At 40.5% G+C, this 18731-nt stretch carries 20 protein-coding genes and 1 pseudogene; 11 read left to right on the forward strand and 10 right to left on the reverse strand.

The genetic code is table 11. From position 1 onward, the window contains the following. Nucleotides 1–991: 991 nt before the first annotated feature. The 8 genes from SLS51_RS02880 to cpxR all read right to left on the reverse strand — a co-directional run bounded on the left by SLS51_RS02880 (nt 992) and on the right by cpxR (nt 9858). Nucleotides 992–2098, reverse strand: coding sequence for a D-glucuronyl C5-epimerase family protein (locus SLS51_RS02880; RefSeq protein WP_323835331.1), 1107 nt, complete (start codon nt 2096–2098; stop codon nt 992–994). 1 nt (nt 2099) lies between these two features. After that, the gene (locus SLS51_RS02885; RefSeq protein ID WP_323835333.1) at nt 2100–3323 is read right to left on the reverse strand and encodes a lipopolysaccharide biosynthesis protein; all 1224 of its coding nucleotides are present in this window, start codon (nt 3321–3323) and stop codon (nt 2100–2102) included. Between the two features lie 5 nt (nt 3324–3328). After that, nucleotides 3329–4399, reverse strand: a complete 1071-nt coding sequence (locus SLS51_RS02890; protein WP_323835335.1) for a DegT/DnrJ/EryC1/StrS family aminotransferase — start codon at nt 4397–4399, stop codon at nt 3329–3331. Between the two features lie 14 nt (nt 4400–4413). Further along, nucleotides 4414–5001 (reverse strand): acyltransferase, encoded by a 588-nt coding sequence (locus SLS51_RS02895; RefSeq protein WP_323835337.1) that lies wholly within the window; start codon nt 4999–5001, stop codon nt 4414–4416. A gap of 18 nt (nt 5002–5019) precedes the next feature. Beyond that, nucleotides 5020–6069: a Gfo/Idh/MocA family protein gene (locus tag SLS51_RS02900; protein WP_323835339.1), complete on the reverse strand. Its 1050-nt coding sequence runs from the start codon at nt 6067–6069 to the stop codon at nt 5020–5022. A 14-nt stretch (nt 6070–6083) separates the two neighbouring features. Then, a complete protein-coding gene (locus tag SLS51_RS02905; protein WP_323835342.1) occupies nt 6084–7394 on the reverse strand; it encodes a nucleotide sugar dehydrogenase in 1311 nt (436 codons plus the stop codon). Nucleotides 7395–7795: 401 nt separating this feature from the next. Beyond that, the gene (gene cpxA / locus SLS51_RS02910) at nt 7796–9166 is read right to left on the reverse strand and encodes an envelope stress sensor histidine kinase CpxA (RefSeq protein ID WP_323835344.1); all 1371 of its coding nucleotides are present in this window, start codon (nt 9164–9166) and stop codon (nt 7796–7798) included. After that, nucleotides 9163–9858 (reverse strand): envelope stress response regulator transcription factor CpxR, encoded by a 696-nt coding sequence (gene cpxR, locus SLS51_RS02915; protein WP_011148857.1) that lies wholly within the window; start codon nt 9856–9858, stop codon nt 9163–9165. The genes cpxA and cpxR overlap by 4 nt, the downstream gene beginning before the upstream one ends. 157 nt (nt 9859–10015) lie before the next feature. Between cpxR and cpxP the strand changes: the two genes are divergently transcribed. Next, complete coding sequence (gene cpxP, locus SLS51_RS02920; RefSeq protein WP_323835346.1) at nt 10016–10510, forward strand: cell-envelope stress modulator CpxP; 495 nt, start codon at nt 10016–10018, stop codon at nt 10508–10510. Nucleotides 10511–10740: 230 nt separating this feature from the next. On the opposite strand, the pseudogene SLS51_RS02925 reads toward cpxP, so the two are convergent. Next, a pseudogene (locus SLS51_RS02925) lies at nt 10741–11716 on the reverse strand (phage integrase). A 66-nt stretch (nt 11717–11782) separates the two neighbouring features. Beyond that, a complete protein-coding gene (locus tag SLS51_RS02930) occupies nt 11783–12076 on the reverse strand; it encodes a helix-turn-helix domain-containing protein (protein ID WP_036773984.1) in 294 nt (97 codons plus the stop codon). Between the two features lie 196 nt (nt 12077–12272). Here SLS51_RS02930 and SLS51_RS02935 point away from each other — a divergent pair, with 196 nt between their 5' ends. From SLS51_RS02935 to SLS51_RS02980, 10 genes are all read left to right on the forward strand, one after another. Further along, nucleotides 12273–12563 carry a Cox family DNA-binding protein gene (locus SLS51_RS02935; protein ID WP_036811329.1) on the forward strand — a complete coding sequence of 97 codons (291 nt, stop codon included), beginning with the start codon at nt 12273–12275 and terminating at the stop codon, nt 12561–12563. A gap of 10 nt (nt 12564–12573) precedes the next feature. Further along, nucleotides 12574–12801, forward strand: a complete 228-nt coding sequence (locus SLS51_RS02940) for a hypothetical protein (protein WP_036811332.1) — start codon at nt 12574–12576, stop codon at nt 12799–12801. 122 nt (nt 12802–12923) lie between these two features. After that, a complete protein-coding gene (locus SLS51_RS02945) occupies nt 12924–13283 on the forward strand; it encodes a DUF5347 family protein (RefSeq protein WP_149616323.1) in 360 nt (119 codons plus the stop codon). A 73-nt stretch (nt 13284–13356) separates the two neighbouring features. Continuing rightward, a complete protein-coding gene (locus tag SLS51_RS02950) occupies nt 13357–13551 on the forward strand; it encodes a DUF2732 family protein (RefSeq protein WP_323835351.1) in 195 nt (64 codons plus the stop codon). Next, nucleotides 13544–13765, forward strand: coding sequence for a TraR/DksA C4-type zinc finger protein (locus tag SLS51_RS02955; protein ID WP_323835353.1), 222 nt, complete (start codon nt 13544–13546; stop codon nt 13763–13765). The genes SLS51_RS02950 and SLS51_RS02955 overlap by 8 nt, the downstream gene beginning before the upstream one ends. A gap of 4 nt (nt 13766–13769) precedes the next feature. Beyond that, complete coding sequence (locus tag SLS51_RS02960) at nt 13770–14585, forward strand: DNA adenine methylase (protein ID WP_323835355.1); 816 nt, start codon at nt 13770–13772, stop codon at nt 14583–14585. Then, complete coding sequence (locus tag SLS51_RS02965) at nt 14582–16711, forward strand: replication endonuclease (protein WP_439126838.1); 2130 nt, start codon at nt 14582–14584, stop codon at nt 16709–16711. Before SLS51_RS02960 ends, SLS51_RS02965 begins: the two co-directional genes overlap by 4 nt. Nucleotides 16712–17098: 387 nt before the next feature. Beyond that, complete coding sequence (locus SLS51_RS02970) at nt 17099–17341, forward strand: hypothetical protein (RefSeq protein WP_172908274.1); 243 nt, start codon at nt 17099–17101, stop codon at nt 17339–17341. Nucleotides 17342–17375: 34 nt separating this feature from the next. Next, complete coding sequence (locus tag SLS51_RS02975) at nt 17376–17678, forward strand: helix-turn-helix domain-containing protein (protein WP_214067430.1); 303 nt, start codon at nt 17376–17378, stop codon at nt 17676–17678. Then, nucleotides 17653–18597, forward strand: coding sequence for a reverse transcriptase family protein (locus SLS51_RS02980; RefSeq protein WP_323835360.1), 945 nt, complete (start codon nt 17653–17655; stop codon nt 18595–18597). Before SLS51_RS02975 ends, SLS51_RS02980 begins: the two co-directional genes overlap by 26 nt. Nucleotides 18598–18731 lie beyond the last annotated feature (134 nt).

An 18731-nucleotide genomic window follows, 5' to 3' on the forward strand; every position in this document is an offset into this window, starting at 1 on the left:
ATATCTGGCGATACCGTCTCCAATAAAACCGGTATTAGCCGATCCTGAGGTGCCATAATAAATTTGAGAAACTATTTGCGGCGCTTCTGTCGTAAACTCACTATTGTTGTTGTAGATATAATCATAAAAGTAATAGGTATTTAATGTCGGTGTGAAGAATACTCTGCGTAGCCAATGGATCAGTGGGTCATAAAAATCGAAAATTAAATATAATATCCCGGCGGTCAGGAATAGATAAAGGATGATATTTATTACTGAGTTACTTATCGATTTTGTTCCTTTTATATAGAAGAATAGAATGATAACCGCGAGATTCATAAATGCGATGCTTTTTAATCCTGAGGAGCTGTAGATTAAATAGGAAATCATAATGCTTATTGTAATGAAGAGATATTTTATCGGACCTCTGACATAGAGTGAGGCTAATAATAGCAATGGCGAGATAACATATCCCCCATTGGTGATGATGTACATCGTGAGTAGCGGTGTGTTGTCTTTAAAGTGCTGTCTCACGGAATAAACTTTAAATATATTAGGGGGTATTAAACTTAATCCAGGATTATTAATGACGAATAAGAGGACAATAAGACCACATCCTATTATCAGTATTTTATATAAATCCCACGGGACTTTTAGTTTTGGTATTGTTATTCTATCTATTATCCGAAAGAATAATATAGATGAGAAAAATAAGATGTTTATTGTGCAGACGAAAATGATTGAATAGACAGAAGTTGAATTAATCAGTGGGAATATAATTGATACCGGTATAATGTAAGTGATATAGATTAACCATAAAAAAACCATCACGGCGTTTTTTTGGTTGTTGAGTAAAATGAGCGGTAAAAATGATATCCAACAGAAAAAAATACTTAAGTAACCTTGTGGGGTAATATTATAGCCTCTTACCTCATGGAATGTTTCTAATATAAGCACTGAATTCAGGTAGATAATAACCTGATAGATAAATATTTTCAGGATTATTTTAATATTATTTTGCATTTTTGCTGATAAAGAAGTAAATGAATGATAATACTAAGATAGACAGGAAATACATAGTGATAAATTGATAGTATGCCCAACTCGTAGGGCCATGTTTTATGTAATAATATCCGCTATTAGCGGCGGATTTATTCCAATTATTATATAAATCTATTATTTCTTTATTTTTAAAATTTTGATTTCTAGCTATCAGATCTTTTAAAAGAAGAGTATGTATTTTGTGATATTTAATATTGCTTGGGTTGCCAATTAAATCATAGCTGGACCATTCATTTTTTATGTCGAACTTAAATATATTATGGCTGATTGATTGATATAATTTATCGGATATTCTGGTGTTTTCATCTGTATTTAAATAATTTTCAAATGACTCAATACCATAAGTAGAATAGATCATGCCGTTTAATACAAAAGCCAATTGGTCTGAATTGGCTTGAGGATCAACGTACTCTTCAATCCAGGGCATATTATCTAATGTTGTTAAACTGCCGCCTTTATGGATAGATGCGAGTGATGATTGGTATAGTCGTTTCGATGTGAGTAGATATTTATCATCGTCAAAATGGTCATAAGCTCTTAATAAGAGAATAATGGCATAGGCATCGGTTAGTCCAGACCACCAGGGGGCAGAGAGTTTATTATTTTTGTAGCCTTTATATGACCAATCAAAATCATATAAGTAATGACTTTCACCATGAAATGATTTTATATTATTTAATAACCAATCGGCTGAAAATTTAAAATTAGCAATCAATTCGTTTTGATTGAATTGAGGTGGCGGTACATTCCATCCGGGTAAGGATGAATCGGTTCGCCATAATATATTGGCGTTATCTTGATTTAAGCCTAAAGAAGAGTATATCAGGCCATAGTGAACAACATAAAATGGGGATAAGAATGGCTCTGGAATATGAGGTGAGTGAGATAAAGGAAAGCCATTGCTATTAAATTCGCGTTGCGTGAATTTCCCTTTCATGACTAAGTTTCTCACATTGCCATTGAATTCATCTAGCTCATAAGCATATTTATTGAATGTATAGCTGACAATCATCACGATAATGATATAGGGAATTATTTTTATTATGATTTTTTTCATGTTAACCTTCTTTACGCATGAAAGATAATTTTAAAATATAAGCCGTACTTGTCATATAGAGAACAAAACTTGTGAGTGAAAATAATAACAGGGTAAGGTAAATATCGCCTAATAGATATCCAGTAAGGAGGGCGATTAATCTTAATATAATCGATGTTGTTTGAATAAATAAATTGCTTTTCTGATGTTCATAAATGGATAAATATACCGATAACGATGAGTATATTATTTGCCCGCATAAGTGTGGTATTAAGCATAATAGATATTTACCTGATTCTCGCCACTCTTCACCGAAGATAAAGGTTATGATGGGTATGCCCGTGAAGTATGTCACTATAGCAAATAAAATAGCAATGAGTGTTAGGCAATAAAATGTTTTTTTTATCTTTAAGAAAGGTGTTATAAGCGTGTCTTTTAAATATCCTTGTAATATAGATGAAACGGTTTGAGATAATAGTGTAATTGGGGCGCCTGATATTCTGGATGCAATTAAATAAAATCCTGCCGATTTTAGCCCATAGGTGGACATGATAAATAATTGGGGCAGCTCATTACTCAATGTGTTAATTGAAGCCGCAGGAAAATCATAAACGGGAAATCGATAATATTTTTTAGCCAGTAGTCTTATTTTTCTAAGTTCATGTTTGCTGATAATTAAACGATATTTGGATCTTTTACTTAAAAATAGAACACCTAATGATTGACCTAATATTTGGCCTAAGATGAGACTGCTTGCGCCTAAATGGGCAATACCGCCAATGATTTGGGTGCTAATCATGGCAACTGTTTGCGTTATTTTAGTGATAGAGAGTGCATGGTATTGTTTTTCTCTTATACTATTGAAACTCACTGCACGATAAAATCCATAAGTGATAATACCTAGCGGGATATAGTATATATAGTTTCCTATAATTATTTTTTCTGGTGTGTTAGATATGGCAAAAACAGTGATAACGATTAGGCTAATGGTTATTGGAATAATGCAAGATAATGTGACTAATGAGTTAATTTCACGACTTTTCCCTGATGAACTTATTGAAAATTCATATCGAAGACAAGCGCCTACGGCAAAAACACTTAAAAGCGATGAAAATGAAGCGTAAATACCTAATTCTTCCGGTGAAAATAGTCTTGTTAATACGGGTGTTGATAGTAATAATAATATCTGGCTGAATAATGATGAGAGTAATAAGCCAGATATATTCCTCAATAATTTATGATTCATGGATTTTAAATTGAACTGGCAATTTTATTAATTATATCTATGGATAAATAAGGATGCATCGGCAAGCTAATGACTTCTTGTGCGATTTCGTCTCCTATAGGCAGAGTAATATTGCTGGCCACCGCGGGTTGTTTATTTAGAGGGATTGGGTAATGAATGGCGGTGGGAATACCTTGTTCTTTTAATCTGCGTTGTAATTCATCACGGTTTTTAATCCGGAGAGTATATTGCGCATAGGCCGAGAGATTGTGTGGCTCAATATAGGGCGTGGTCATGATACCGATGTCGTTCAACGCGTTATTGTAGTTTTCTGCCACCTGCTGACGTAATGCCATTTCTTCATCGAATATCTCCAGTTTGGGCAACAGAATAGCCGCTTGCAGCGTATCTAAACGGCTGTTCACCCCGATTCGGATATGGTGATATCGTCTGTCTTGTCCATGACGGGCAATTTGACGAATAATTTTCGCCAGTTCTTCATCACGAGTGAAAATAGCGCCGCCATCGCCGTAACATCCCAACGGTTTGCTGGGGAAGAAACTGGTACATGAGATGGTCGTTAAGTTACAGGAACGTTTGCCTTTATAAGTCGCGCCAAAACTTTGGGCCGCGTCTTCTATTACGATCAGGTTATGTTTTGCTGCGATGGCATTAATTTCGTCAAAATCGGCACATTGGCCGAATAAGGAAACCGGAATGATGGCTTTAGTTTTTGGGGTAATCGCCGCTTCGAGTTGTGTTGGATCTAAGTTATACGTGGTGGGCTTAACGTCAACATAAACCGGAACCCCACCCAGTAGCGCAATGGTTTCAGCGGTGGCAATGTAGGTAAAGCCGGGGGTAATCACTTCGTCGCCGGGTTTAATGCCAATCGCCATTAAGGCAATTTGTAAGGCGTCGGTGCCATTGGCGCAGGTAATGCAATATGGCGCGCCGGTGTAGGCAATCAGCCTTTCTTCTAATTCGGCCACTTCGGGCCCTAAAATATATTGTCCATGTGCGAGGACTTTCTGGATATTCGCGTCAATTTTATCTTTAATTTTAAGTTGCTGTGCTGCCAGATCGGTAAATTGCATGCCTTTATCCTTGATTATTTAATTCGCACGACAATATGGTTATTGAGTTGATAAATATGCTGAGTGTGAGGACAGGTGGCGGTGGCTTGTCCGTGTAGCGGTAAATCTAATTGTTCACCAAATTCACTCATCCAGCCAATCTGTTTGGCCGGCACACCCACCATCAGGGCATAATCAGGAACATCTTTATTCACCACCGCGCCGGCCCCAATAAAAGCATAAGCGCCAATGGTGGTACCACAAACAATGGTACAGTTGGCACCTAAGGTGGCACCTTTTTTTACCCAGGTGTTTTGATATTCACTTTTTCTTTCAATCAATGAACGCGGATTATAAACATTGGTGAACACCATGCTTGGGCCACAAAATACCCCATCTTCCAGATGAACATTGTCATAAACAGAAACATTATTTTGTATTTTGCAGTGATTGCCGATAGTGACTTGATTGCCAATAAAGACATTTTGGCCCAGAGAACAGCCTTCGCCAATTTGAGCACCCGAGCAGACGTGGGTGAAATGCCAGATACGGCTGTTTTTGCCGATTTGAGCCCCTTCATCAACGATGGCACTGGGATGTATCATTATGTGTTCTGCTGACATGAGACCGGTTCCATTGATTTAATAGGTTAAAGGCAAAGAAATGGTTTTGTTATCTCTGGCTGACAGGTAGGCGGCGATAAGCAGCTCTAAGGATTTTAAGCCTTCCCGGCCATCAGTGATGGGTTGGGCTTCGCCTTTCATCACATCAATGACATTTTTGTAATAAAGCGGATGGCCAAAGCCATAAACGGAAGTGGTTTCGTAATTGGCGGCTTTGACTTGTTGGTCATACTCTTTTTCGTCAGCGAAATGCCATTCCTGGATTTCATTGACGGCTAAACCCCCCACTCTGACCGTGCCTTTTTCCCCCAAGATGGTGATGGAGCCTTCGAGATTCTGCGGGTAAGTACACATGGTAACGGCCATCGACCCTAATGTGCCATCCCGCCAGCGGATATTGAGTACCCCGGTATCTTCTGTTTCGATATCTAAGTGGGTCGAGGTCATGGCCTGAACATCTTTGACCGGGCCGATTAGCCATTCAATTAAATCAACATAGTGGCTCGCCTGATTCATGAAGGCGCCGCCATCAAATTCCCAGGTGCCCCGCCAGGCAGCCTGGTCATAATAGGACTGGGGACGGGTCCAGAAAACATTCAGGTGGACCAGGTGGATTTTGCCAAACCGTTTTTCACTGACCGCCCGTTTCAGCAATTGTAAGGTGGCATTTAAGCGGTTTTGTTTGACGACAAACAGGTGTTTTCCGGCTTTATCTGCCGCTTTGACCATGTTTTCCCCCTCAGCCAGCCGGGTTGCCATTGGCTTTTCGGTGACGACGTGAAAGCCTTTATCAAAGCAGGTCATCGCCTGTGCTGGATGAAGGCCAGAGGGAGTGGTCAGGATAATGATATCCGCGGTGATGTTATCCAGCATCGTATTTAAGTCGCTGAAACCCGGGACGCCGGTTTTTTCTACTGCTGCGTTTAATGCGTCTTGATCGTTATCACAGACGGCGACTAATTCGGCCGCTTCTTGATGTATTTCCAGAGAATTGAAATGATTTTTAGCGATCCGTCCACAACCGACTAAAGCAAATCTTATCTTTCTGTCGTTGATAGTGCTCAGCATAATCTTATCCTAAGTTAAGCTTTGATAATGTTTTTGTGATTGGGCGAGTATTTGCCACGAGTATCGACGACTAATTTGGCGTGATTGATAATTAATTCATAATCAAATTTATCGTGATCGGTGGCTAAAATAACGCAATCGAAGGTTTTGAGACTATTTTCCGTGATGGGCTGGCTGATTAAATTAAAATGATGTTCCCGCATCTTCGGAAAGACCGGGACATGCGGATCGGCATATTCAATATTGGCCCCTAATTCGCTTAATTTTTCCATAATATGTACTGAGGGGCTTTCTCGCATATCATCCACATTCTTTTTATAGGCGATGCCGAGGATTAATATGTGGCTGCCATTAATGGCTTTATTCGCTTTGTTCAGGGCTAATACGGTTTTAGTGACCACATAATCGGGCATGGAGGAATTGACTTCACCGGAGAGTTCAATAAAGCGGGTATTGATACCATATTCTCGGGCTTTCCAGGTTAAATAGAAAGGATCAATGGGAATACAGTGCCCGCCTAATCCGGGGCCGGGATAATAGGGAACAAAGCCGAAAGGTTTGGTTGCCGCGGCTCTAATCACTTCGTGAATATCAATGCCCATTTTATCGGCAACCAGTTTCATTTCGTTGACTAAGCCGATATTGACCGCCCGATGGATATTCTCCAGCAGTTTTGTCATCTCTGCCGCTTTAGTTGAACTGACGGGAACAACTTGGTCAATCGCGTGTTGATAAACGGCGATACCCGCTTTTAAGCAGTTTTCCGTGTGGCCGCCTATGACTTTAGGAATGGTGCGGGTTTCGAAATCAGGGTTACCCGGGTCTTCTCGTTCGGGTGAATAGACCAGAAAGATGTCTTCACCGACGGTTAACCCGCTTTCTTCAACTCTGGGTAGTAACTCTTCTTCGGTGGTGCCGGGATAAGTCGTACTTTCTAAGGAGAGGACTTGCCCGGCTCTTAAATACGGTTTTACCCTGTCGGTGGTGTTAATCACGAAACTGATATCAGGTTCACGGTATTTATTTAACGGCGTTGGGACGCAAAGAATAATGGCATCGCATTGCGCGATGTTGGTGAAATCCGTCGTGGCTTCAAAACCGGTCTTTATCGCGTGACTGATTTTGGCGGAGGGAATATGTTCAATGTAACTTTGGCCTTGATTGAGTTTATCTGTTTTTTCTTTATCGATATCGAAACCCATCACTTTAAAACCAATATCGTTATACCTGAGCATGAGCGGTAAGCCAACATAACCCAGGCCAACAATGGCAATGGTGGCGGTTTTATTATCAAATTTCTCGGTGAGAATGTTGAGTGAGGACATATTTTGCCTTTTAAGATGATGACTTAAAAATAAAACTTATGAAAATAAATTACATTTGGTTTTTAATAGGGTGCTATCTATTTCCATAAGTTTTATTTGGCAGGTGAAAATTTAACAGGATATTTTAAATAGATTGTGTAAGATATATTACTGAAATAATAAATAAGGTAATAATAAAGCTACCGCACTAGGTTATTGGCTCCCAGAACTCCATAGAACGTTATAATTTTATCTACTATTTTGATTTTCAATGCTTTCGTCTGCTGTAATGGAAAAGCAATGAGATATAATGTTTTTTAATGAATAACAGGGGAGGTTAAACTGTCAGACTCGCCGGGTCAAGTATAAATAAAGTTTATTTATTTAATTAATTTACACAATAAGGTTAGTTGAAATCTGTATTACCGGCCATGAAGTGGTAGCCAAATAACCAAGCGTAAGCCGCCGAGTGGGCTGTCTTCAGCACGAACCCAACCGCGGTGTTGGTTAATCGCGGTTTCAACAATGGCTAAGCCAAGGCCAGTGCCGCCGGATTTCCGATCGCGGGCTTCGTCTGTACGGTAGAAAGGGCGGAATATGTGTTCACGGTCTTCCGGGTTGACGCCCGGGCCGTCATCATCAACGGTAATGGTGATCCCTTGATTATCGGCGTGAAATGCGACCGCAATATGGTGGTGGGAGTAACGTAAGGCATTACGCACGATATTTTCAAAAGCACTGCCAAGTGCTAATGGGTTGCAGTAAATTGCCCAAGAACTCGGTGGTAAGGTTGCTTCAAGGGTTTTATCCATCTGTTCAGCTTCGAAGCGAGCATTGTCAAGAATATCGTTCCATAAATCTGTCATTTTAATGTTTTCTCTCAACAGTTCATTTTTATGCTGACTGCGGGAGAGTACTAACAGATCGTTAATCATGCTGTCTAGCCGTTGGGCTTCTGTCTCTATTCTTTCTAGCTCTTTATTTTCACCATGACGGCGGCGAAGTAATGCTGTTGCAAGCTGTAAGCGGGTGAGAGGCGTGCGTAGTTCATGGGAGATATCGGAAATTAACCGTTGTTGTGCGGTAACCATTCTTTCCAATACACTGATCATCTGGTTGAAGCTGTTACCGGCGGCCAAAAATTCTTGTGGGCCGGCTTCCAGTTCTGGATGTTGGCGTAAATTACCTTTAGCAACATCATCTGCGGCATTTTTTAATTTGCGGGCAGGTTTAGCCAAACTCCATGCCAGCCATAATAGGAGTGGCGCACTGATTAACATGGTGGCAGTTAATAATAATAGTGGCCGGTCAAACATCAGATTAATAAAATCCGATTGTGGGCTATTCGCGGGACGAACTAAATAAAGTTGATAATGATCTTCTCCATCTCGAATGGAAAAGGGCCCCAGCATTTCAGAGCGGCCATATTTTTTCTTTTTAGGATGATCTGCGTTATCTGATTGTCCAATAAAGTTACGGACAACTTGCATTTCACTTCTTTGTGCGCCAATAACGCGCCCTTCGCTGGTGACCAGTATTAGGCGCTGACCTGGAGGGGCCCATTTTTCAACCGCGCGAAATAAACGACGCCACCAAAGTAAATCGTTAGCGGGATCTTGAGCTAATTCAGCTTCGATATGTTGTTCCAGCATGACTCCCTGCCGGTATTCATTTTCCAGCAGAGAGGTCAGTTGTCTGGAATCCAGTTTCGGCACCATTAATACCAACATTAGGACTAACGCCAGAGTAAACCAGAAAATTGCGAAGATGCGTGCCGTCAAACTGTTTATCATGTCGCAGAAACCATTAAATATCCTCGGCCACGTAAGGTCTTAAACCAAGGGAGCCCATCTTCCCGCTCAGGTAATTTACGGCGTAGGTTAGAAATATGCATATCAATTGCGCGGTCAAATGGCGTGAGTCGCTTACCTAATACTTCTTGGCTCAAATGTTCACGGGAGACAACTTGACCTAAATGTTGAGCTAATAGATAGAGCAATGTAAATTCGGTACCGGTTAAATCGAGAATTTGATTAGCAAAGTTGGCTTCCTGTCGGCCAGGGTTCAATTGTAGGTTATCGACCTGAAGCGTGGGTGGGCCATTGTCTGTTTGCTGTTGTTCACTCCAGTTTGAGCGGCGAAGAATAGCACGTATACGTGCCACTAGCTCACGATCATTAAAGGGTTTGGCAAGATAGTCATCTGCCCCTAATTCTAGTCCCAGAACACGATCCAAATCACTTCCTCGCGCTGTCAACATAATGACTGGCGTTTGATGGTGTAGACGAAGCTCCTTTAATGTCGTAATGCCATTTTTACGCGGCATCATAATATCGAGTAGTAATAAGTCGATCGAATCGTCAAGGAATTTTAATGCCTGCTCTCCATCATGAGCGATAACAACGTTAAATCCTTCCATTTCAAGTAATTCTTTTAATAGTGATGTCAGTTCACGGTCATCATCAACTAATAGGATTTTATGCATTGATTACTTCCTCCAAGAGCAAAAATACGATAACAAACTTTGCTATTCCACGACTTTACGTTCTTTTACAAGCCTCTGACGCTAGTTTGCAGCCGAGTAGGTATAGTTGTCCACATTGAACCTAATAGCATCGTTCGGGGAAACGAGGAGTTGTTTAATGCGTAACATAGCAGCGTTAGTTTTAGCGTCAATGTTTGTTCTTAGCTCGACGGCATCTTTAGCTGGAACAGCAAGTACAATGCACGCTGCTACGGTACCTGGTAATTGTGCACCTTGTGAATATAAAAATGTAGGAAGTTATCATTATCGTAATAATAACGATATTGGTGATAACGACCATATGTTTAACGGTATCACTTTAACTGAGCAGCAGCGTCAACAGATGCGTGATTTGGTAGGGCAGAAGCATCAACCGCGTTCATCGATGTCAATGAGCCCCGCAGAGCGAGAAGAGATGCGTAAGCTGGTCACTGCGAAGGATTTTGATGGCGTGGCAGTAAAGGCTCTGATTGAAAGGATGATCAGATGTAATGTGGAGCATCAGGTAGAAATGGCGCGTATCCATCACCAGATGTACCAACTGTTGACGCCTGAGCAACAAGCACAATTGGAACAACATTATCGGCAGCGTATGTCTCAGTTACCGAACTGATTTGTAATACCCATAGCAGCAAAGTAGTAGTAAACGAGAATTTTTCCTTGCCATAGACACCATCCCTGTCTTTTCCCCCGCCTTATGGCGGGATTTTTTTATCTGGCTAAGATTAATTCACTTTAAAATCAACCAGATAAAATTTTTACAAGCAACTGTAAGTAGCGTGGAAATTTTCAAGTGTGGACACTAGTGTGGACACTTTTGAGTGCTACGGTTGCTTATGATTGCTAAATTTCCATGCCGCCATTCAGTGGGTTTAACGTGATTGCAAATTGCAAATTGCAAATAGTCGGGTGCCAGATGAGCATACGCCATAGTTTGTTGTATATTGGCATGACCGAGTATTTGTTGCAGTGCAACAATGTTTCCACCTTTCATCACAAAATGACTCGCGAATGTGTGGCGTAGAACGTGCGTTGCTTGTCCTTCTGGTAAATCAGGTTTTATTGATTTTAACTTTGTACGAAAGCTTTCGTAATCAACGTCAAATAATTCCCCTGACTTCTGTTTGATTTCCTTTTCTAACTCTTTTGATATCGGAATAGCTCTTTGCTTGCCATTTTTGGTTTTTAAAAATGTCACTCGGCAACTCTTTACTTGGGCGCTTTTTAAGGTTGATGCTTCTCCCCATCTAGCACCCGTGCTGAGACATAGCAGCGCAATTTTTCTTTCATCCCCTGATAGTACTGATAACAGAGTTTTGACCTCTTCTTTTGTTAAAAAGGTCATTTCTGGCTGTTTTTCCTTTAACGGGGGTAATCCATTCAGTGGGTTGCTACCGCTAAAAACTTCAAGTTTTTGCAATGTCGTTATCATTCCTGATAGACGATACATATCCCGATTTATCGTTGACGCTTTGATCCCATCAGCTAGGCGATTACTGCGGTGTTCCAGTAAAACATGTTTGTTAAGACGGTTTATCGATGGATCATTTAACTGCCTGATTGTCTTCATCAGTTGTCGTTTTTCTATAGTGCCGTTCTCTGCGGTTTGTCCGTGATATAGCCACCATAAGTTCAGTAAATCGCTAAGGTCTCGTCTATTAGTCCTTGCACTGAGTTTTTGAGCATTTGCCATTGAATGACGTTCGAAGGCAATAGCTTCTGTCTTCTTGTTGAATGTTCTCCTGATGCGATTTCCTTGTCGCCCAAGAGGTCTAATGTCCACCATATAACGACCATCATCGAGCTTCTTAATTGGCATAGTGAAGCCCTCCGATGCAACAAATTGATTGACTGTCGATCCAGTCGATTAATTCCTCATGTAGTGTTAGCCAGTTTTCCGGTCTGAGTGGTGTGACGTTTTGATGTCTACACCATCAGGGGAGAGAGTTGGGCTAATTTGCCCAGATTCTGGGGCAATCTTTCCCGTCATTAGCCAGAGTGTGTATTTTTCAAATTTGGGGTGATTGGTAATTTGTAGGACGGTACTTAATCCAGGCGCGGTGTGCTCACCTTCGTAGTTTTTTAGAGTGCTTAAGGCAATGCCTGTTAATTCACTAAACTTCATCTGTGTAAGTCCTTCGGCCTTACGTATAGCCCGAATTTTTTGTGACATGTCCATAGTTGACAGGTTCCATTTCTAAGACTAAACTCCCTCAAAAGGTTCCATATTTAAGACCTTTTAAAGCGTAAAAACCCCTAAAGATGCCCTTAGAAGCAACTATAGGCGTTTGAGCTAGCCAGATTAGCAAACGAGTTGGGAAATTACGAGGTTCTTAATTGACCACTACTGAGTGTTATAGAAAGGAAATTGATGAGTGATGGAAAAAAATTCAGATGGGTACATGCAGGTTTATTATCCAGTTGATGCAGTGCCCTATCAGAAGTTTGCTGAACTGATAGGAAAAACTCCGAGTGCTGTTAAGGGAATGATTGACAAGAGTAAATTACCAATTATTCCGTGGCAGATACCAGAGGCGCCAGAGGGAGTAAAAACTCGTGGAGAAAACTGGGTTTATTTACCTGAGTTTAATAGAGGAATGCGTGACGCATATTTGAACCGTCCTAAAGAATTACGTGATGCGTGGTTATTGTGGGTTGGATTGTAAGGTGAGTGCAATGACTCAAATACCGGCACTAGAGGAATATAGAAAGGGACGGGTAAAATTTGGAAAATTACTTATTCGACCTTTACGCAAGAACGCCATAGTTCAGATTACCCAATATCAGGTCAGTGATGGTGAATATTCTTATGGCCGATTCGATTCAAAAAAGCAGGCTATCAGTTTTGCAAGGCAGCTTTACGGGAGAAAAATAAATGAACGAGTTAACGAAAATTCGGCATAAATATAAATTAACGGGTGATGATTTCAAAAAGATGGATCATTACAGATATTTTGTAGTTTCGGTAATTGGTTTGGCAACTGTGATATTAACCCCGTTATTAGTTTTTATTTACAGGTGACAAAATGGCAAATACAGAGCCGTGCCGTGCTGTTGTCTTAACACTGGATGAAAAAATCGATGGTCTCAATAAAGCCTCTGAGGCGCGTAATCGGTATTTTTTCGATGATAAAGAAAATAATAACAAATTGGACGATTTCATTGAAACTATGCGCGATCGCACAAATAATCGCGTTAGAAATAATGAACGGGTTTTGCATTTGATTTTTCACTTGGCAGGTTTTGATAAAGAGCGTTATCACGTCAAGTTTAAGGAATTAACAATAGAGGAGCGGCGCTCATTAATATTGGCAATTAATCAACTTCGGGCTGTGGCATCTATATTGCCAGATAAATTGGCATTGCCAAAATCAACCCAATATTAATTTAAAGCATAATCTAAGAAATTAATGCGTAAATTCGCAGGGGTTTTTATTGCCTAAAAATAGGAAATAAAAAATGAATATAGAGCAATTAATTAAAAGAAATAGAGAAGACGAACGCAAGATATTAGCCGAGCGTTCTTCTTCACGTCTGTTAAAAATCGCGTCGCATATTGTGGCAAAGAAATTGGATTACGCAGCGTCATCTGCATTGTTGAACAGTGAAGCCGAGAAAATAGAACTCGAAGCACGGGAGCTGGAGAGTGTTTAGGGAAATCGACCATGCTTGCCAACATGCTGAGAAAACGCTAGAGCGCAGAAGATCAGAGCATGTAAACCGCTCCGTTGGTGTCTCTGCGTTTGAATGTGAAGAGTGCGACCAACTTATCCCCGTGGAACGCCGGATGAGTATCGCCGGAGTCATCCGCTGCGTCGCATGTCAGGAAGTTTTTGAACTGAAACAGAAGCATTATCGGAGTATATGAATTGGTGAATAAAACTATCTTGAAATGGGCAGGCTCTAAAATTCGCATTATGGATAAATTGCTGCCCCATCTGCCAGCAGGTCAACGGTTGGTTGAACCGTTCGCAGGTTCATGTTCTGTAATGATGAATACGCAATATGATGCGTATTTAATTGCGGATGCTAACAGCGATTTAATTGATATGTATCAGTGCGTCAAAGAAAATTGTGATGGATTTATAAATTCTGCGCAAGACTGGTTTTCGTATTTTAATAGCGAGCATGGGTTTTATTGTCTGAGAGCTTTATTTAATTCTGATGATGAAAAATATAAATCACAGATATGGCACGCATCGGTATTTTTATTTCTAAACCGGCATTGCTTTAATGGCTTGTGTCGTTATAACTCAAAAGGTGAATTCAATGTGCCTTTTGGGAACGGTAAAAAACCTTACTTTCCCGAAACGGAGATATTGGCGTTTGCTGCGAAATCTAAGATTGCCTCTATTCATTGTGCCGATTGGCGCGAAATACTGAAAATGGTTGATTTTGGGGATGTGGTTTATTGCGATCCGCCTTATTTCACCAACGGCGTTAATTTCACGCAGTATTGTAAAACTGGCTTTCTTCATCATGATCATCAGGAGCTGGCGACTTCTCTGAAACAGCTTAATGAGTTATTGGGCGTTCCTGTCACAGTGTCCAACTCCATTGAAGCCAAAGAACTTTATGCCGATCTGGGGTTCACTATCCATGAAATCGAAGCACCACGCACCATTGCCGCTAATGGCAATCGTCAGCCAGTAATAGAAATTATTGCGACGCTAGAGGCGAGTGCATGAGTGAGTTAATCGACTTGTTGCAGGAGCACAACAGCGATTACCAGCAGTCAAAACGCCTGCAATATGAGATGTTCAAGCCCGGTTTGCCCGGCGAGTCAACGTTAGCTGAACAGATCATGTGGCAGGTAAACCCTGATGATTATGACTGGCGTCATAAAATTATCGGTGATATGCCCGATTTTTTGGCGCTCTATTTTGCTACCCGGTACAAAAAAATATTTACCCAATCGGGGGGTAATCGCCGCCGTGCTAATACGTTTTTGCGTCAGTTTGGCGAGAACGTATTACCACGGCTGAATAAAGTCACTGAACGCTATCAATTCAAGCATCAGGTATCCGGCGTTACCCCGTTCCCCTTTATTGAGCAGTTAGAGCGATTGGTTACGTTGGAGCGTAAGGATATCAAACAGCTTGCCTGGGGAATTTCCCATTTTATGGCCGAGAACTACGAAAATACATCGGCTCAGTATGTCAACCAACAACCTGTGAGCGAACAAGACGCCAGAGAACGTTTGATCCGTATCTATGAGTTACTGGCAACACTGACTCAACAAGCCGGCACAACAGCTCCTTACTGGCAGCAGTTCACCAAAGGCAGGGAAGGTGCCACAGTCGATCAATTGTGTGCCGGCCTCCTGCGCATGATGTCGGATAAATGGTGGTATGCCCGCTTGAAAAGAATGCGTGATATTCGCGCTGAGCATATGGCTATTGCGGTAGGTCAAGTGCAGAAATCAGCCTCTCCCTATGTTTCCCGTAGTACGCTGCGTGAATGGTTAGAGCAGAAGCGCCGTAATTGGGATTTTATCAAACAGTTTGATGTTGAGAATGAACAGGGCGACAGGGTGCCGCTGGAAGATATGGTACTCGGTAGTGTGGCTAATCCTGCTATCCGCCGTAGTGAATTGATGGTGAGAATGCGCGGTTTTGAAAATCTGGCTGACGAACTCGGCTATGTCGGTGAGTTTTATACCATCACCGCGCCATCAAAATATCACGCTGTCCACAGTGTCGGTGGCTTTGTTTCAAATTGGAACGGGGCCAGTCCCCGTGATACACAAAAATATCTGTGCAACGTCTGGGCGAAAATCAGGGCGGCTTATTCCCGTGCGGGGATCAGCGCTTTCGGTTTTCGTGTAGTTGAACCCCACCATGATGGTACGCCGCATTGGCATATGTTGCTGTTTATGCGTCCTGAACATGTCGATGAAATGCGTGACATCATGTGTTATTACGCCCGGTTGGAAGATTCAGAAGAATTACAGGGACAGAAGGCACTAAAAGCACGATTCCATGTGAAGCCCATTGATAAGGCGAAAGGTTCGGCTACGGGCTATATCGCTAAGTACATTTCCAAGAATATCGACGGTTACGCGCTAGATGGCGAAAAGGATGGGGAAACAGGCCAACTTCTTAAGGATATGTCACGGTCTGTTTCTGCCTGGGCCAGTCGTTGGCGTATCCGGCAGTTTCAGCAGATCGGTGGTGCGCCCGTTTCCGTCTGGCGCGAATTGCGTCGTTTGAGTGGTGATGAGCAAATCTTGTCTGATGTAGATATGGATAATGTTCGATTTGCTGCGGATGTGGGGGACTGGTTCGCCTATACCGAGTTCCAAGGTGGGCCTCTGGTTGCACGAAAAGATTTAACCGTGCGGTTGTCCTATGAAATCACCGAACAAGGCAATGCTTACGGCGAAAATGTGTTGCGTATTTCCGGTGTCTACTCGCCCCGCTTGGGCGATTCCTCTTCTTTTATTACCCGTACTGTTAAATGGAACATTGTTCCTAAATTTAACGCTGATGTTAAAGGCGTGGGTTTGGGGTTTTCTGGCGGCTCTGCCGCCTCTTGGAGTTCTGTCAATAACTGTACGGGGTGTGACAGTACGGCCAGAGGCGGTGATCTGTTAGTGGAAAAAGTTATTGATTATGCGGATTCAATTGGCATGGATTTTAGCCGGGCTATGGCGAAGTCATTAATCATCGGAGGAAAAATCAACATAGGTGAACAGTCGTTCAAGTTATGGACGGATGGCAGTTTTATTCCGATAGAAACGGAATGTCAGAAAGAAGAACGTCGCGATTTGCTGTGGCAACGGATTAAGAATATTGGTGAAATTAGACGGTGATGGTGAAATAATAAAAGGTAATTAAATCAATTGAATGAAGATAAAATAATAAAAAAGTTGCCATGTGGTCAACTTTTTTATTGACCTAATGCCTAACTAACACCATACTAACCATCGGACAAGGTGTATCACCTTGGTGCTCTTTAAAAGTTTGCCTGTATTGAACTAGTAAGTGGCTCTTTTGAGTCGATCGTCAAAAGGACGATCTATTTATCCAGCGCGAAAGTTTCTATGGTCATTTCTCTTGGATTATTTATCGACTGGAGGGGAAATATTACATATTTCCCCAGATAAAGTGGCCTGTGTTATCCATTTCATTTTCTTTCGGTTCAATATTGTTTTGACGACTGGTGCAATGTTGCACTGAAGAAACAAAAAGGCATTTTTATGAAAAATGAAAAACTTTTAAAGGAATCCATTGAGAGTCTAAAGTTACTTTCTTTGGAAATGCATGATGAAATGGGTAACAGCAAAATTAATGAAAGACTTCAAGAAACCATTGAAAAGCTGGAGTCATACAGGGATGCTAAAAGTGTATCTGTCAGTGAAATTTTAAAGCTGGTTGGTGATGCACTTAGATTGATCCCTGCTGTGGCTGCATTACTTGATGTGTTGTCAAAGTTAGATTAAGTTTGCAGCAGGTCACTAAAATCTGGAGATTATCATGAACATAGGTAGAGCATTAGACATTTGTTTAGAAAGAAGAAGAATGTCGAAGTCTGAATTAGCCAGACTAAGCACACTATCGAAATCCTACCTTACTCGGTTAACAAACAATGAAAGAGTTCCTAACCTGGAGACTCTTGAAAAAATTTGTCATGCTTTGAATGTTCCCCTTAGTATATTTATATTTTTATCATCAGATAATTCAGAGATGGAAAATATAAGTCAATCTTTAAAGGATAAAATGGATGGTATTCTTCAAGAGCTGCTAGAGGAAGATGATGAAATTCAGTTACCAAAATAAACCAATATCTAGTGTTGATTCATTAGCAAAAGCCCTATCAATATCCGTTGATGAATTATTTTATTTATACAATAATTCAGATAAGTTTTATTATGTGGCGAAAATTAAACCAAAGCCAGATGGTTCTTTTAGGAAAACATATGATGTAAAAACAAGATTAAAAAAAATTCATGAAAAAATAAATACTAATATATTAAAACGCGTAAAATACCCAGATTATTTACAAGGTAGTTTAAAAGAAAGAGATTTTTTAAGTGATGCGAACAAGCATACTAACAAAAAAATAATTATAAAAGAAGATGTAAGTAATTTTTTCCCAAGTATATCTAAGAAAATTGTTTATCAAATTTGGGCCATTTTCTTTAATTTCACACATGAAGTTTCTGAAATGTTGTCAGAACTAATAACTTATAAAGGCTTCGTTGTTCAAGGTTGTAAAACAAGTAGTTACATTTGCAATCTAATATTATGGAATCGTGAGGGAAAATTAGTAAATGAGTTTAAAAAAAGAGGATTTATTTATACAAGATACGTAGATGATATTCATGTTTCTTCTTGTAATATTATAAATAAAGAAAATAAGAGATATATAATCAATAACATTTATAAATTAATGTACAGTGTTGGAGTAAGACCTAATAGGGAAAAACATAGTATAATGCCAAAAAGTAATGTACAGACTGTACATAACGTCAATGTTGATAAAACAACACCTTCTTTCCCTAAACAAAAAAGAAATAAGATTCGTTTAGGTGTTTATAATTGTGAGAAATTATATGATATAGAAAAACATACTGAAAAATATAGGAAGCTTTATTTTCGTGTTTTAGGGCAGATAAATATGATGAAAAGGCTTCACGAGAAAGAGGCTCATAAATTGATACAACGTTTAAGAAAAATAAGACCTGAAAATATTTAATTCTTTCAATAAAAATAGCACATACATGCACAAATCTGCAAGACCAACAAAGGATCTCATACTCCACGAAGCGCCAGCATTGGTACCCTTCCTACGGTCTCTTGCAACTGCATAAAAAGCACTGTATTTAGTGA

It is taken from the genome of Photorhabdus africana (genome assembly GCF_035181445.1).
Lineage (GTDB): Bacteria > Pseudomonadota > Gammaproteobacteria > Enterobacterales > Enterobacteriaceae > Photorhabdus > Photorhabdus laumondii.

What these genes read in the sequence shown, in the direction of transcription:
- SLS51_RS02890 (WP_323835335.1), bottom strand. Translation starts at nt 4,399, where the DNA reads ATGCAATTTACCGATCTGGCAGCACAGCAACTTAAAATTAAAGATAAA.
- SLS51_RS02900 (WP_323835339.1), bottom strand. Translation starts at nt 6,069, where the DNA reads ATGCTGAGCACTATCAACGACAGAAAGATAAGATTTGCTTTAGTCGGT.
- SLS51_RS02980 (WP_323835360.1), top strand. Translation starts at nt 17,653, where the DNA reads ATGATGAAATTCAGTTACCAAAATAAACCAATATCTAGTGTTGATTCA.
- SLS51_RS02950 (WP_323835351.1), top strand. Translation starts at nt 13,357, where the DNA reads ATGAATATAGAGCAATTAATTAAAAGAAATAGAGAAGACGAACGCAAG.
- SLS51_RS02895 (WP_323835337.1), bottom strand. Translation starts at nt 5,001, where the DNA reads ATGTCAGCAGAACACATAATGATACATCCCAGTGCCATCGTTGATGAA.
- SLS51_RS02970 (WP_172908274.1), top strand. Translation starts at nt 17,099, where the DNA reads ATGAAAAATGAAAAACTTTTAAAGGAATCCATTGAGAGTCTAAAGTTA.
- SLS51_RS02880 (WP_323835331.1), bottom strand. Translation starts at nt 2,098, where the DNA reads ATGAAAAAAATCATAATAAAAATAATTCCCTATATCATTATCGTGATG.
- SLS51_RS02940 (WP_036811332.1), top strand. Translation starts at nt 12,574, where the DNA reads ATGACTCAAATACCGGCACTAGAGGAATATAGAAAGGGACGGGTAAAA.
- SLS51_RS02885 (WP_323835333.1), bottom strand. Translation starts at nt 3,323, where the DNA reads ATGAATCATAAATTATTGAGGAATATATCTGGCTTATTACTCTCATCA.
- cpxP (WP_323835346.1), top strand. Translation starts at nt 10,016, where the DNA reads ATGCGTAACATAGCAGCGTTAGTTTTAGCGTCAATGTTTGTTCTTAGC.
- SLS51_RS02905 (WP_323835342.1), bottom strand. Translation starts at nt 7,394, where the DNA reads ATGTCCTCACTCAACATTCTCACCGAGAAATTTGATAATAAAACCGCC.
- SLS51_RS02965 (WP_439126838.1), top strand. Translation starts at nt 14,582, where the DNA reads ATGAGTGAGTTAATCGACTTGTTGCAGGAGCACAACAGCGATTACCAG.
- cpxA (WP_323835344.1), bottom strand. Translation starts at nt 9,166, where the DNA reads ATGATAAACAGTTTGACGGCACGCATCTTCGCAATTTTCTGGTTTACT.
- SLS51_RS02945 (WP_149616323.1), top strand. Translation starts at nt 12,924, where the DNA reads ATGGCAAATACAGAGCCGTGCCGTGCTGTTGTCTTAACACTGGATGAA.
- cpxR (WP_011148857.1), bottom strand. Translation starts at nt 9,858, where the DNA reads ATGCATAAAATCCTATTAGTTGATGATGACCGTGAACTGACATCACTA.
- SLS51_RS02930 (WP_036773984.1), bottom strand. Translation starts at nt 12,076, where the DNA reads ATGGACATGTCACAAAAAATTCGGGCTATACGTAAGGCCGAAGGACTT.
- SLS51_RS02975 (WP_214067430.1), top strand. Translation starts at nt 17,376, where the DNA reads ATGAACATAGGTAGAGCATTAGACATTTGTTTAGAAAGAAGAAGAATG.